Annotated in this window: 14 protein-coding genes; 6 read left to right on the forward strand and 8 right to left on the reverse strand. The window is 69.5% G+C overall.

Going from position 1 to position 13,552, the window contains the following annotated elements; translation table 11 throughout:
* Window positions 1–120 precede the first annotated feature (120 nt).
* Entirely contained in the window at window positions 121–1,089 is a 969-nt protein-coding gene (locus BMY29_RS17870) for a Gfo/Idh/MocA family protein (RefSeq protein ID WP_081985515.1), read from the reverse strand.
* 118 nt (window positions 1,090–1,207) lie between these two features.
* Between BMY29_RS17870 and BMY29_RS17875 the strand changes: the two genes are divergently transcribed.
* The gene (locus tag BMY29_RS17875) at window positions 1,208–1,780 is read left to right on the forward strand and encodes a DUF6789 family protein (protein WP_049991942.1); all 573 of its coding nucleotides are present in this window, start codon (window positions 1,208–1,210) and stop codon (window positions 1,778–1,780) included.
* A 50-nt stretch (window positions 1,781–1,830) separates the two neighbouring features.
* Here BMY29_RS17875 and BMY29_RS17880 read toward each other — a convergent pair whose 3' ends face one another.
* The gene (locus BMY29_RS17880) at window positions 1,831–3,012 is read right to left on the reverse strand and encodes a glutamate-cysteine ligase family protein (RefSeq protein WP_049991941.1); all 1,182 of its coding nucleotides are present in this window, start codon (window positions 3,010–3,012) and stop codon (window positions 1,831–1,833) included.
* Window positions 3,013–3,386: 374 nt separating this feature from the next.
* On the opposite strand from BMY29_RS17880, the gene BMY29_RS17885 reads away from it, so the two are divergent.
* Window positions 3,387–3,974, forward strand: coding sequence for a cupin domain-containing protein (locus tag BMY29_RS17885; protein WP_049991938.1), 588 nt, complete (start codon window positions 3,387–3,389; stop codon window positions 3,972–3,974).
* Window positions 3,975–3,984: 10 nt separating this feature from the next.
* Here the strand turns inward: BMY29_RS17885 and BMY29_RS17890 are convergent, their stop codons facing one another.
* The 3 genes from BMY29_RS17890 to BMY29_RS17900 are packed head-to-tail and all read right to left on the reverse strand — an operon-like array spanning window position 3,985 to window position 5,466.
* Window positions 3,985–4,494: a YciE/YciF ferroxidase family protein gene (locus BMY29_RS17890; RefSeq protein WP_049991937.1), complete on the reverse strand. Its 510-nt coding sequence runs from the start codon at window positions 4,492–4,494 to the stop codon at window positions 3,985–3,987.
* 14 nt (window positions 4,495–4,508) lie between these two features.
* On the reverse strand, window positions 4,509–5,096 hold the full coding sequence (locus tag BMY29_RS17895; protein WP_049991936.1) for a YciE/YciF ferroxidase family protein: 588 nt from the start codon (window positions 5,094–5,096) through the stop codon (window positions 4,509–4,511).
* Between the two features lie 40 nt (window positions 5,097–5,136).
* The gene (locus tag BMY29_RS17900) at window positions 5,137–5,466 is read right to left on the reverse strand and encodes a DUF5789 family protein (RefSeq protein ID WP_049991935.1); all 330 of its coding nucleotides are present in this window, start codon (window positions 5,464–5,466) and stop codon (window positions 5,137–5,139) included.
* A gap of 202 nt (window positions 5,467–5,668) precedes the next feature.
* On the opposite strand from BMY29_RS17900, the gene BMY29_RS17905 reads away from it, so the two are divergent.
* The 3 genes from BMY29_RS17905 (at window position 5,669) to BMY29_RS17915 (ending at window position 8,144) form a co-directional block, all read left to right on the forward strand.
* Window positions 5,669–6,658: an aldo/keto reductase gene (locus BMY29_RS17905; protein ID WP_049991934.1), complete on the forward strand. Its 990-nt coding sequence runs from the start codon at window positions 5,669–5,671 to the stop codon at window positions 6,656–6,658.
* A gap of 95 nt (window positions 6,659–6,753) precedes the next feature.
* A complete protein-coding gene (locus BMY29_RS17910; protein ID WP_049991933.1) occupies window positions 6,754–7,698 on the forward strand; it encodes a metallophosphoesterase family protein in 945 nt (314 codons plus the stop codon).
* 104 nt (window positions 7,699–7,802) lie between these two features.
* Window positions 7,803–8,144 carry a hypothetical protein gene (locus BMY29_RS17915; protein WP_049991932.1) on the forward strand — a complete coding sequence of 114 codons (342 nt, stop codon included), beginning with the start codon at window positions 7,803–7,805 and terminating at the stop codon, window positions 8,142–8,144.
* Between the two features lie 25 nt (window positions 8,145–8,169).
* Here BMY29_RS17915 and BMY29_RS17920 read toward each other — a convergent pair whose 3' ends face one another.
* The 3 genes from BMY29_RS17920 to BMY29_RS17930 all read right to left on the reverse strand — a co-directional run bounded on the left by BMY29_RS17920 (window position 8,170) and on the right by BMY29_RS17930 (window position 11,276).
* Window positions 8,170–8,400: a hypothetical protein gene (locus BMY29_RS17920; RefSeq protein WP_049991931.1), complete on the reverse strand. Its 231-nt coding sequence runs from the start codon at window positions 8,398–8,400 to the stop codon at window positions 8,170–8,172.
* Between the two features lie 80 nt (window positions 8,401–8,480).
* Window positions 8,481–9,440, reverse strand: coding sequence for a DUF368 domain-containing protein (locus BMY29_RS17925; protein WP_049991930.1), 960 nt, complete (start codon window positions 9,438–9,440; stop codon window positions 8,481–8,483).
* A gap of 210 nt (window positions 9,441–9,650) precedes the next feature.
* On the reverse strand, window positions 9,651–11,276 hold the full coding sequence (locus tag BMY29_RS17930; RefSeq protein ID WP_049991929.1) for a SagB/ThcOx family dehydrogenase: 1,626 nt from the start codon (window positions 11,274–11,276) through the stop codon (window positions 9,651–9,653).
* Window positions 11,277–11,355: 79 nt separating this feature from the next.
* On the opposite strand from BMY29_RS17930, the gene BMY29_RS17935 reads away from it, so the two are divergent.
* Window positions 11,356–13,416, forward strand: coding sequence for a MutS-related protein (locus BMY29_RS17935; RefSeq protein WP_049991928.1), 2,061 nt, complete (start codon window positions 11,356–11,358; stop codon window positions 13,414–13,416).
* The last annotated feature ends 136 nt before the right edge of the window (window positions 13,417–13,552 follow it).

The raw sequence follows: 13,552 nt of genomic DNA on the forward strand, positions 1-13,552 counted from the left end.
CCGGAGTTCGAACCGCACGGGCAAAAGGACGTTGTCGCCAGGCGGGTCGAACGGGTCGGGTTGGCCGGACGGTTCCACGCGACTCGCGCGGCGCGGTCGCTCACACGGCGGTCGCAGCGGTCAGAGGTCGACGGGCTGGCCCCGCTCGGCGCTTTCCGACAGCGCGTCGAGTGCCCGCATGTTGGCGATCGCCTCGTCGCCGTCCGTCCGCGGGGGCCGGCCGGCGGCGACGCGGTCGGCGAAGTGGTCGATTTCGAGGCGGAACTGGTCGACCGGGTCGAACGTCTCGACGCCGCGACGGCCGTCGATCCGGTACTCGAGTTGCAGTTCGCCGTCGGGCACGTCGAACGCGTTCTCGACTTCGACCCAGCCGTTGGCCGCCTCGATGCGGTAGCGCTGGACGCCCCGCGTGTCGAACCCGGACGAGACCCGACCGGTCGCGCCGTCCGCGTACTCGAGGACGCCGGTCAGCTCCGTGTCGACGCCGGCGTCGCGGGTGTCGGTCGTGCTCGCGTACGCTCGCTCCGGTTCGCCGAGGACCTGGCGAACCAGCGAAACGGCGTAGCAGCCGACGTCCATCAGGCTCCCGCCGGCCAGGTCGGGCGAGAGACGGATGTCTTCGGTCCGGTCGAGCCGGTATTTGAACGTCGCCGCCACCGAGCGCACGTCCTCGAGTTCGTCCCGGGCCAGGGCGATCGCGCGCTCGGTCCGCGGGTGATACTGGTACATGAACGCCTCCATCAGGGTCACGTCCCGCTCCGCGCAGTAGTCGACGACGTCGCTCGCCTCCGCGGCGTCGACGGCCAGCGGCTTCTCGCAGAGCACGTCGAGTCCGGCGTCGGCCGCGCGCTTCGTCCACTCCGCGTGCAGGGCGTTCGGCAGCGGGACGTAGACGGCGTCGACGTCGGCGTTTGCGATGAGGTCGCCGTAGTCGCCGTAGGTGTCCTCGATTCCGTACTCCGCCGCGACGGTGCGCGCGTCGGCCTCGTCGCGGGAGGCGATGGCCGTCACGTCGTGGCCGCTGGCCTCGATTCCCGGAAGGAACGCCTTCTGTGCGATGCCCGCCGTACTGAGGACGCCGAAATCCATACCCGTGTGTTTCGCGAACACGTATAAATATTCCAGCAGCATCGGCGAGCGGCGACCAGTAAACAGCGCGCCGGAGGGTTAAGGCGCCGTCCGTGGTAGGATTGCTATCCGGACCACTATGGCTGTGTCAGATCACCTGCGACGCCTGCGTTCGATCGCCGAGACCGAAGGGCACACGAGCGAGGTCGACGAGCACTCGCGCGAGGAACACCTCGCCGACGCCGTCGGTCGCGGGATCCAGGCCGGATTCGTCGCGACGCTGATCATGACCGCGTTCCGGCTGCCGATCCTGCGGTCGCTACCCCCGTCGGCGAACTTCTGGTCGCAGTACGTCACCGGCGACGACGACCCCGACGAGCACCCGGTCGCCGGCCTGGCCCTGCATCTGCTCTACGGGGTCAGTTCGGGCGCGGTCTTCGGCGGCCTGTTCGCCCTGTACGACGCTGGGGAGGCCATCGAGCCCGAACAGCGCGGGCTCGTCTGGGGCTCGATCTACGGCATGGTCCTCTCGGCGTTCGGCGCCCAGGTCATGCTGAAAGAACTACTCGACATCCGCCTCGACGCCGACGAACTCGCCCTCTTCCACGCCGGGCACCTGGTTTACGGCCTCTCGCTGGGCGCCTGGATCGGCTCCCGAACCGAAGGCGTCGCGGACCCGGACCGGGAGTACGAGTACGGCGACGGTAACTGACGGACGCGGCGCGGCTCGAGACGCGGCCGCCGCCCGCCGTCGACGATCGGCTACAGCAACCGACGTAGTTCTTCGACGTCCTCCTCGAGTCGACTCGCGTACTCCAGTCGCAGCTCGCGGGCGTCGGCCTGCGTCACGTACTGACGCCCGTCGACCCGCGTCGCGATCGGATGGTAGTCTCCAACTGAGAAGCCCATCCGCCGGAGGTAGTTCGCGACGGGCGTCGACTCGAGGCCGGCGTCCATCGCCGTCTCCGCGAGGTCCCAGACGGTCTCGAACGCGGGCAGGACGATCCCGTTGCTCGTGACGTAGCCCGCGTGGCCGCCTGGCCCCGGCTCGCCAGGCGACGCCGATCCGCCGTCGTCGCTCTCGTCGGCTTCGGCGGTGGCCGTCGTCCCGGCGTCGCCGCCATCGCCGTACCCGTCGTCGGCGATCCGCACGTTCGTGTGATGGAGCCGCTCCATCACCGTCTCGAGGTCGTCGACCAGGCGAAGCAGTTGACTCGGGAGGGCGGCGTCGGGCGAGCGCCACTCGACGGTCGGCATCGAGTCGCGAAGGCGGACGGGCGTCCAGACCACGTCGTCGGGCGAGAAGTTGCGCTCGACGGCGTCGGCCTCGACGCCCGCCTCGAGCGCGGCGTTCTCGAACTCCTCGTAGCACTCCTCGAGTCGGCGGTGCCACTGGCCGACGTTCTCGACGTAGCGCCAGAGCTGGCCGTGGTTCGGAAACCCCTCGTAGCTCTTCCGCCGATAGCAGTACGCGCGGGCGCCGTTAGCGATCCGTTCGCCCCGAACGTACGGCGAGGAGTTGACCAGCGCGAGCGCCGGGTCGAGGGCGATGAGCGCGTTGAGCTGGTCGGTTACGTTGCGCTTCTCGATGTGGACGTGCGTCCCGGCGCAGTACTTCGCGTAGTCGAAGTTCGCGCCGAGCACCGCCTGCTGGATCCGCCCTCGCTCGCCGGGACGGCGGTCGATCGCGTCGCCGTTGATCGGCGTTCCCAGCGGGACCAGGTGCTTGTCGACCTCGGCCGCGGTGGCGAGGACGTCCTCGAGTTCCGTGACGAGCGCCGACCGGAGTTCGGCGACCGACTCGCAGGGCGGCGTCTTCAGTTCGAACAGCGGTTCGACGAACTCCTGCTCCGTCCGCTCGGAGACCTCCGCGAGCGGTCCCGGTTCGGTCAGGTTTCCGTCGCTGTCGACGACCCAGTACTCGACTTCGATGCTCGTTTTCATACTCGCGTGCGTCCGGTCGATCGGCGGTTGGTAGTCGGCGAGCGGTGCTCGGCGATCGGTCACTCTGCCGTCGATACGCCTCGAAAAGACGTCGCCCGATTCGGTTGGCCGGTTCCGGTCTCGTTGGTGGTTGTCCCGAATTAGTTCGGTCTGCCGAAGTGATCGGTCCCTGCAGCCGCCAGTCGTACTTTATCGCCGGCCGCGCCGTCGCGGCGATCCGTCCCGACGAGTCGCTCCGCGGTCCGTCTCCCTCCCGGAGAGGCGGCCGTCATTCGCGCGATGAACGCTTTTCAGCGACAGCGGCGAAGCCCGTCTAGTACTATGAGTACTGTGATCGGCGAGACGGACACCGACACCCGCTCTCGGAGGTCGCTATGAGTCCGCGTCCGGGCGCCGGACCCGTCATCGCGAACCCCGTGACGGGCGAACGGGTCGCCGTCCGCGAGCGGACCGACGCCGCGCTCCGGATCGAGTACGTCCTCGAACCCGGCGGGTTCGCGGTCGGAAAAGTCGACCACGTCCACCCGACCCAGACCGAACGGATCGCGGTCGAGCGCGGTCGGCTCGGCGTCCGGATCGACGGCGACGAGTGGACGGCGACTCCCGGAACGAAATTCGCGGTGCTCCCCGAGACCGAACACACCATCTGGAACGACGGCGACGAACCGGTCCGCACGGAAATCGAGTTGCGGCCCGCGCTCGAGAGCCTGGCGTTCTTCGAGACGCTGTTCGGGCTCGCTCGCGAGGGGAAGACCAACGACTGGGGGCTGCCAGGCCCGCTTCAACTCGCGGTGCTGGCCGACACCTACCGCGAGGAGTTCGCTCTGGCGCGCGTGCCGGTGGCGCTCCAGCGGACGCTGGCGTCGCTCGCCGCACCGATCGGTCGGCTCGCCGGCCGCCGTCCCCGGTATCCCCGGTTCGCGGTTCGGTCGCCGGCCGAGTTCGCCGCTGCGAAGGAGTGACCGGGACCGGTCAGTGTTCCAGCGAGTCGACGATCGACGTCTCCGTCTCGACGTCCTCGAGCCGCTGGCGGGTCTCCCGTTCCTCCGCGAGGGTCGCTTCGAGCGGTTCGACGACGTCGTCCGCGTAGGCGAGTCGGCCCGCCAGCCTGAGCAGCCCCTCGTAGGTACGAATCTCGAGGCGCTCGGCCGCGAGCCCGATCCCGAGGTCGACGTGCATCGGCGGCGCCTGGCCGTCCTCGTTTCCGTCGCTCGACTCGATGCGATTCCGCCGCGATGCCGCGAACCCGTCGACGGCCCGCGAGCGGCTCGCCCGCGGCTGCCGGCCCATCGCCGCGAACACGTCCTCCAGTCGCTCGGCCTGGCGCTCGGTCTCGTCGCGGTGGGTCGCAAACCGCTCGGCCAGGTCGTCGTTCCGGGCGTCGGCGGCCATCTCGTCGAGCAGTTCGACGTGGGTCCGTTCGACGTAGTAGGCGTGCTGTAGCTGGTAGCCGAAGAGGTCCTCGAGTGTTTCGACGTTCATGGTAGTGTGGAAACTCAGATTCGATCGAGCGACTCGCGCCTGGCGTCGTCGACCGGGCTCGCCGCGAGCAGTCTGTCGACGGCCCCGCCGTCGGCCAGCGATTCGACGTCGGTTCGCATCGCCCGCTCGTCGTCGTAGTTCGGCCGGAGGGCGTCGACGACGGCCTCGCTCTCCTCGCCCTCTATCGTGCTCGCGAGCGACAGCGCCGTCTCGTAGCTCGTACACTCAAGGGCTTCGAGCTTCAGGACGGTCTCGACATAGTACAGCGGCCGGAGTTCGTCGTTCAGGACGACGTTGTTGAACTTCTCCTTGTCGGCGATCAGGCCGTCGAACTCCGGGACGCGTCGGGTCGCGGGCTCCTCGCCGAGCGCGTCGAACGCGTTCTCGATGCGCTCGCAGTGGCGCCGCGTCTCCGAGCAGTGCTCGTCGATCGTCTCGCAGAGCTGTTCCCGACAACCGGTCGCCCGGCCGTCGTCTAACGCGTCGATCGAGACGTCGGCCGCCAGCGTCTCGAGCTCGTCGCAGAGCTCCCGCTCGACGTAGTAGAGGCGCTCTAACTCGGTCGTGAGTGCGTCGCGTGGCGTGGTCGTAGTCGTGCTCATGGCTCTCGTGTCGTGATCGGTGATCGGACGCGGTCGGCGTTCAGAACGACTGGCGCGGTCGCATGTGGTCGTCGGTGTCGTGCGGGCTATCGCCGCGGTCGCTGTACCGCGGTCGGCCCACGGCGTCTCGCCCGACCCCGTTCAGGATCGCCAGTTCGAGTTCGTCTCTCGTCTCGTAGGTCTCGTGACCGGACGTCTCGAGGATCGTCTCGAGCGAGTCGGAGTTGCGCGGGTACGTGATCTCGACGTCGGCGTACTCCGCGAGCACCTCGTCGGTCGTCATCGGGAACGTCGCGCCCCCGAACAGCTGACTGATCTCGCCGACCGCCAGGGATCTGATCTCGTCGGCGTCGTCGTCGATGTGGCTCATCGGGCGCTCCTATCCCGATGGGCGGGAAAGTACTATAGCCTGCAAACGACGACCGCTCGCCAGCGGTGCCCTATACGCTGAATAGACGAACTCTACGCTGGACTCTCGATATCCGAACTCGGTACGATTCCGAACGGCGTCGCGACGGCTTGCCGCCAGGCCAAGGCATAGGCCGGTCCGCCCGAACCGGTCGCACACGCACATGCACCATCGACGACTCGGTTCGACCGGGCGGGCCGTCTCCGAGGTCGGCCTCGGGACCTGGAACATCGGCGGCGACTGGGGCGACGTCGACGACGAGACGGGCCGCGAGGTCGTCCGTGCGGCCCTCGACGCGGGGATCGACTTCGTCGACACCGCGGACGTGTACGGCGACGGCCGCAGCGAGCGCCACGTCGGTCGCGTGCTCGACGAGTGCGACGCTCACGACGACGTCTTCGTCGCGACGAAGGCCGGCCGCCGGCTCGATCCCCACGAGGCCGATCGCTACGACTACGACCACCTCTCGTCGTTCGTCGATCGGAGCCGCGAGTACCTCCGCGAGGAAACCCTCGATCTCCTCCAGTTGCACTGTCCGCCGACCGAGGCGTACTACCAGCCGTCGACCTTCGCGGCGCTCGACCGGCTGAAAGACGAGGGCAAGATCGCCCACGCGGGCGTCAGCGTCGAGACGGTCGAAGAGGGGCTCAAGGCAATCGAGTACGACGTCGTCGAGACCGTCCAGCTCATCTTCAACCCGTTCCGCCAGCGCCCGAAGGAGCTGTTCTTCGACCGGGCGAGGACGGAAGACGTCGGCGTGATCGTTCGGGTCCCGTACGCGTCGGGGCTGCTGACGGGCGCGCTCGATCGGGAGCAGACGTTCCCCGCGGACGACCATCGGAACTTCAACCGCGAGGGCGAGGCCTTCGACGTCGGCGAGACGTTCGCCGGCGTCCCCTACGAGACGGGCCACGACGCCGTCGAGGCGCTCGAGCCCCACGTCCCCGGGGGGCTGTCGATGGCCGACCTCACGCTCCGGTGGATCCTCGATCACGAGGCGGTCTCGACCGTCATTCCCGGGACGACCTCGCCCGAACACGTCCGGAGCAACGCGGCCGTCTCGGAGCTCGATCCGCTGTCCAACCGCGTCCGCGGTGCGGTCCGGGACGTCTACGAGGCGCACGTGGCCGAGCACGTCCACCTCCGCTGGTAGCGCGGCCCGAGTGGACTGGAAATCCCCCGCCGCGCCCGTCGGTCTCGACGACTGCCGGCGCAAGGAGTACCCGCCTCGCTCGCGTCGGCTCCGCTATGACGGACCGGTGCCACGATCACGACGGCCGCGTCCTCGCCAGGCTCGAGCGGCCGACCGCGGCCGAGCCGACGCGGCTCGCGGTGCTCGCGGACGTCCACCTCGCGACCGACGCCACGGGGACGTGGAAGGTCTTTCATCGGACCGAGCGCCACCTTCGGGCCGCCGTCGAATGCGTGAACGAGCGGGCCGTCGACGGCGTCCTCGTCGCGGGGGATCTGACCCGAAATGGCGTCCCCGAGGAGTTCGACCTGTTCGACGACCTCGCCGCGTTCGATCCGCCGACGGTCGCGATCCCCGGTAACCACGATTTTCCGACGACGTTCGACGAGCGCGAGTCGCTGCCGATTCCCGAGTTCGAAGCCCGGTACACGCCCGACGGACTTCCGTTTCGGGTCGAACTCGGCGGGCTCGAGGTGATCGGACTCGACAGTCACGCCGCGACGCCTGGTTCGCCCGCGGAGACGTGGGACGGGCGAATCGACGCCGACCAGTTGCTGTGGCTCGACGAGGTGTTGACCGACGCCGACCCCGAGTCAGCGATCGTGACGGTCCATCACAACCTCCCGGCGACCGGCGAACTCTACGAGCGATACAGCGCCGAGTTACCCGTCGCGGGGGACGTGCCGGGGTTCACCAATCCGCAGCCGCTGGTCGATCTGCTCGCGATGCGGGACGCGGCGCTGGTCGTCACCGGGCACCTCCACTTTCCCGCAGTCCAGCGCGACGACGGCGTCACGGAACTCACCGTCCCGGCGGTCTCCTCGTTCCCGCACGCGCTCCTCCTGCTCGAGGTCGACGAGCGCGGGACGACGGTCCGGTTCGTCCCGCTGACCGACGCCGACGGCATGGTCGAGTCGATCGCACACGGTCACGAGAAGGACCGCGTGTTGCTCTCGGCGGCGCAGTTAGCGACGGCGCCGCTCGTCGACGACTTCGCGTAGCACTCGCACCCGCATCCGCCTCCGATCGAGTCGCCGAGGCCGACCGCGTCGAAGTTGAAAACGCAGGGAATACGCCGATTTATCGGCGCACGTAGTGTTCACTTATGACCGACTACGAGATGCACGAGCCCGACTTCTCGGGCACGACGTCCGAGGAGTGGGCCGAACCGCAACTCGAGGACTTTGACACCGACGACGTCGGCGAGGTCGCGGACCACTTCATCCTCTCGTCGTCGGGCTTCCCGCCGGAGAACTTCACGGACCTCAAACTCCCGGTGGTCGACCCCGACGGGAACCTCAACAAGAACGCCCTGCAGACGGCGAAAAGCGGCGGCCACGGCGTCGGCGCCGTCGAAGACCTCGACGAGGACACGCGAGCGGAGATCGAGGAGATGATCGACGATTTGGCGAACGAGCACTTCGAGGACGCCGACTTCGGGGACTAACGCCGTTCGAGGGGCTCGCCGACAGTTACGCCGGCGCTGCACTCGCGGTCGGCGGCCGACCGCGACGGAGCACTTTGACGACGGCTTGCGCCGCCAGGCCGATGACCGTCCACTTCCAGGCGAGGACGGCGACGCCGAGCAAGAGGACGCCGCGCGTCCTGTTTCCGCGGCCGAACTCGCGTTTTGCCTCCGCGAGCACCGAGAAGACCGTCAGCGATCGCGTCGCTTTCGAACCGAGGAGTTTCGTCAGTGGCATACCTGTCCTAGTCGAGGCGACGCGATAACGGAGGTCCCGGAGCGCGCAAGCCGGAGAACGCGAGCGAGACGGCAGGCCGCTTACTCCGGATCGAACCCGCCGACCAGGTACTCGAGCCCGAACAGGATCACCGCGCCCAGCGCCGCCCACGCGGCGGTCAGCGCGATCGTTTCCGTCGTCCAGGCGTAGCTCTCGCCGATGTTGTGCAGCGGAGCCGGCACCGAGCCGGCGATGAGACTCACCAGGAAGAGCAGCGTTATCCCGCGGTGGCGGGCCAGCGCGGCCCGGACGACGCGAGCGATCGTGACCAGGCCGACGACGCCGCCGGCGACGAACAGCGCCACGGTCGTCCCCGGCTCGGTCACGGCCGCGATCGAGCCGCCGCCGAGCAGGTCGCCGAGGGCGCGAACGAACGCGCTCAGCTCCGACGAGAGGAAGACGTACTGGCCGAGCAGGATCAAGATCAGCGAGCCGGAGACCCCCGGCAGGATCATCGCGCTGACGGCGATCGCGCCGGCGAACGCGATCACGGCCGGGCCGCCGCCGGGCAGTTCGACGAGGTCGGCGGCGACCACCAGCGCGATGCCGGCCCCCGTCACCGCGGCGGCGACGTGTTTCGGCGAGTCGAACGTGAGGCTCCGGCCCAGCGTGATCGCCGAGGCCGCGATCAGCCCGGTGAAGAAGCCGAAGAGCGCGACCGGTTGGGATTCGGCCAGCGACGAGACGACGTCGGCGATGAGGACGACCGCGGTGACCATCCCGACGCCCAGCGGGAGCAGGAACTGCAGATCCATCTCGAGCAGCGCCTCCCGCGCCCGGTCGCGGCGCTCGGGACGGTACCCGCGGAGGATCACGATGGCCCGCCCGGGCGTGAACGCGGTGACGGCGGCGATCAGCCGTCCGTAGAAGCCGAGCAGGAGCGCGACAGTCCCCCCGGAGACGCCCGGGAGCGCGTCCGCCGTGCCCATGCAGAGCCCGTAGGCGTAGGCCCGAAGCAGTTCGAGGCGATCGATCACGACGTCGGTTCGCTCATACACCATGCGTACGCTCTCGGTGCGTCCGATTCGCGGTCGGCATCGGCTCCGCTCGGCACCACCGTCGCGAACCCGAACGATCGGGCCGCCGTGTTGGCTGCATAGCCGGGACGTCCCCGTCGATGCGTATAAAAGTGCACACCCTCGACAGCGCATGGTAACGCATCTCTTTCGCGTCTCTTGCCAGTCGGCAGGAACCGGGACACCGGTCGCCGCTCAGGCCGGCCGTCCCATCGTGTACAGGAACATCGGCGTCTGCCCCGCTGCCCGCGGCGCAAAGCAGTCCGCGACGACGTCGTCGTAGAACGTCAGTCCGGTCCCGCCCAGGTCGCGGTGAGCGTAGGTTCCGAGGTACAGCCGGCCCGCCGTCAGCGCCGCCTCGAGTTGAGCCGCTCGATAGCCGCGGTCGCCGAGCGCGTCGACGACCGCCTCGAGATCGGTCAGGAAGTAGATGCAGACCGCCGCGTCGGCGCCGAGGCGCTGGTCCAGGGCGAGGTGACCCGCTTCACTGCGGAGTTCGCCGGCCCGGAGGCGCTCGAGTTCGCCGTCGGCCGGCTGGTAGTGATAGGTGCCGGGCTCGAGGCCGTCGACGCCGTTGACGAGCAGGTACGGATCGACGAACGACAGCGGCGGCTCGGCCCCCGCGTCCTCCGCTCGCGCGTTCGAGGACTCGCCGCGTTCGCCCGCGCGGCGCACGTCCATCGGCACCCCGCGAACGGCCCGATCGAGCACCGTCGAGAGTTTCCGGAAACTGATCGGCTCGCGCTCGTACTCGCGACAGGAGCCCCGACGGCGGATCGTCTCGTGTACCGGACGGCCCGAGGCCGTCTCGCGGTCGACTGGCTCGAGCGCCACTCGCTCGCCGTCGCCAGGCCCGCGCGTGCCGATCGTCCCCACCGGTTTCGACGCCCGCCAGGCGTCGGCCGCGCTCCCATCGTCGAGCGCGCCGGCCGACCAGGCCTCGTGGATCAGTGGAAACCGTTTCTCGTTCGGTGAGAGCGGCGCGGTGTCGGGATCGATCGACTCGATCTCGTCGGCAGTCGATGCTGGGTCGGAGCCGGAAACGGTGTCGCCCGCGCCGATCGGGACCAGTTCCAGGGGCGCTTCGTGCTCGGGATCGACGCCGAGCAGGTCGGCGACGGGTCGGTCGGCGAAGCCGGTGACGACCTCGGCGCGGTAGTCGAGCGCGTGGGCGACCGCCAGCAGGTTCGCGACCGTCGTGCCGGAGTCCCAGAAGGCGTGGCGGAAGGTCCGATCCCCGTACTTCCAGGCGTTGCGCCACCAGGTCGAGGTCGTGACGATCGTCAGGGGCGCGTCGGCGACGCCCTCGTGCGCGCTGGCGTTCGCGAGCGCGCCGCGGTGGTCCCCCTCGCGGAGGACGTCCAGGGACAGCGTCCGGGGATCGAAGTGGTAGACGCCGGCCGCGAGATCGCGGCTCGGTTCGCCGGTCTCGTCGCCAGGCCCGTCGAGATCGCCGCAGACGACGTACAGGTCGACGTGGTAGAGCGCGCCGGTGGTCGCCGCGGCGCGAAAGCGCAGCGAGCGCCCGCGCTTTTCGATCTCCTTCGTGACGCCGGCGGCGTAGTAACACAGGGTGGTGACGGTTTCGAGGTCCGGCCGGCACTCTCGCCTCGGGTCGCCGTCAGGCGTCGGTTCGGCGATCGCCGCCAGCGCCGGCTGTCGCGGCGGGCGGATCCGATCGGCCAGAGTCTTCTTCGGGAGGTCGGTATACTCCTTGTACGGCGTCGGCTTGTTGTCGAAATCGAGGCCGTGACCGCCCTCGCGGACGCTGCTGGGCGAGTGCTTCGTTCGCTCGTGGTAGTCGAGCGCCCCGGTCGTCATGCGGCGCGCTACCACGGCAACCACGAAAAACCCGGGCGGGAGGTTTTTCTCGCTCCGGTTAGATACGCCGCTGGAGAACATGGACCTCGAGTCGATTCCGGGCGTTGGCGAGAAGACGGCCCGAGCGCTGTCTGAACTCGACGATCCCGAGCGCGCGCTTCGGACGGGCGACGTCGCGGCGATCGCGACCGCACCGGGGATCAGTCAGGGCCGGGCCGCCCGGATCGCGCGCGGCGCGATCCGACTCGACCACGACGACCCCGGCGGCTTCCTCGCGACCGACCGCGCGAGGGAGGTCTACCGCGCGGTCCTCGGACTGCTCAAAGAGCGGACGGTCACCGACTACGCCGCCCAGCGGCTCGAGACGATCTACCCGAGCCCCCGCCGCTCGCGCATCGCGGAGGTCCAGACGTTCGCTCGCGAAGCGATCGAGCGCGAGCCCGACCCCGAGGTGCGCGACGCTCTCGAGGGCGTCGAACCCCTCCGAGAGCCGGGCGACGTGCGGGTCCGCGAACGGTGCCTGGCGACGACCGATGCCGAACGGTACTCGGAAGCCGCGGCGGCGATCCCGGAACTTTCCGTCGAGGTCGTCGAGGACGCGCAGGGCCTGGCCGAACTCGCGCGGGGGTACTCGACGGTGATCGCGCTCGACGAGTCGTTCGCCGGCGTCACCGTCGAGGGCGACGTCCAGGTTCGGCCCGACGCCTTAGAGAACCCGGCCGAGGTCGTCCCCGAGCGACCGCTCGCCTTCTTCGCGCGCAATCGGGATCGGCTGCAGGCCGCGGTCGAGGTCCACCGCGCCGCCGACCTAGAGCCCGCCTGCGACCTCGACGCGCTCGAGGACGGCCTCTCGCGGCTGGCCGAGGACGGCACGGTCGCGGGCGACGACGAACTCGACCGGCTGACGACGGCGGTCGACGACCTCGACGCGGCGGCGAGCGCGGCCGAGAGCGCGGCGAACGACCGCCTCCGAGATGCGATCCGCGAGCAGGACGTCACGATCGAGGGCTCGGACCTGCTCTCGCTGGTCGAGCGCGGGGCCGGCGTCGACTCCCTGCTCTCGCGGGAACTGGCCGACGAGTACGCCGCGGCCGTCGAGGCGGCCCGCGAGCACCTGATCGACGCGCTCGATCTCGACCCCGGCGAGGCCGAGATCGCCAGGCGGGCCTTCGGCGACGAACCGACGTTCCCGGTCGAGCGCGACGAGGACGCGGTCGGTCGGCTTCGCGAGGAGCTCACGGCGGCCAAGGAGCGACGCGCCGGACGGCTCAAGCGCGAACTGGCGGCCGACCTGGCCGATCAGCGGGCGGGCGCTCGGCAGCTGGTCCGCGACGCGCTCGAGTTGGATGTCGAACTCGCCGTCGCCAGGTTCGCCCGGGACTTCGAGTGTACGATGCCGGAGTTCGTCGACCCGGACGAAGTAGGGAGCGCGGGCGGCGATACCGTCGGCTTCGCCATCGAGGGCGGGCGCTCTCCCCTGCTCGACGAACCGCTGGCGGCGATCGATCCCGTCGACTACGACGTCGCGGGCGTCGCCTTGCTCTCGGGTGTCAACAGCGGCGGGAAGACGTCCACGCTGGACCTCGTCGCGAGCGTGGTCGTTCTGGCGCACATGGGGCTGCCGGTCCCGGCCGAGAACGTCCGCCTGCGGCGGTTCGACGATCTGCACTACCACGCCAAGACCCAGGGGACGTTGGACGCCGGCGCCTTCGAGTCGACCGTCCGGGAGTTCGCCGACCTCGCGGAGGGCGGCGAGGGGTCGCTCGTCCTGGTCGACGAACTCGAGAGCATCACCGAACCAGGTGCCTCGGCGAAGATCATCGCCGGCATCCTCGAAGCGCTCGAGGAAAACGGCGCAACGGCGGTGTTCGTCTCCCACCTGGCCGACGAAATCCGCGAGATGGCCGACTTCGACGTAACCGTCGACGGGATCGAAGCCGTGGGACTGGTCGACGGCGAACTCGAGGTGAACCGCTCGCCGGTCAAGGACCATCTGGCGCGCTCGACGCCGGAACTGATCGTCGAGAAGTTAGCCGACGAGGCCCGCGACGGGGTAGCGACGAACGGCGGGGCGGCGGTCACCGACGAGGGCGAACCGGAGCCGGTCTTCTACGATCGCCTGCTCGAGAAGTTCGACTGACGGGCGGGGCCGCTTCGCGTGCGGGCTTGGCTGCCGTGAGTGCGCGCTGCGTACGACCAATTCGTGAATAGTCGCGAGTGCGCCCGTCTCGCCGGCGCTGCTCGATGCGTCGAGGGCGGTCGCGGCTGGCTCTGTG

Source organism: Natrinema salifodinae (genome assembly GCF_900110455.1).
GTDB lineage: Archaea > Halobacteriota > Halobacteria > Halobacteriales > Natrialbaceae > Natrinema > Natrinema salifodinae.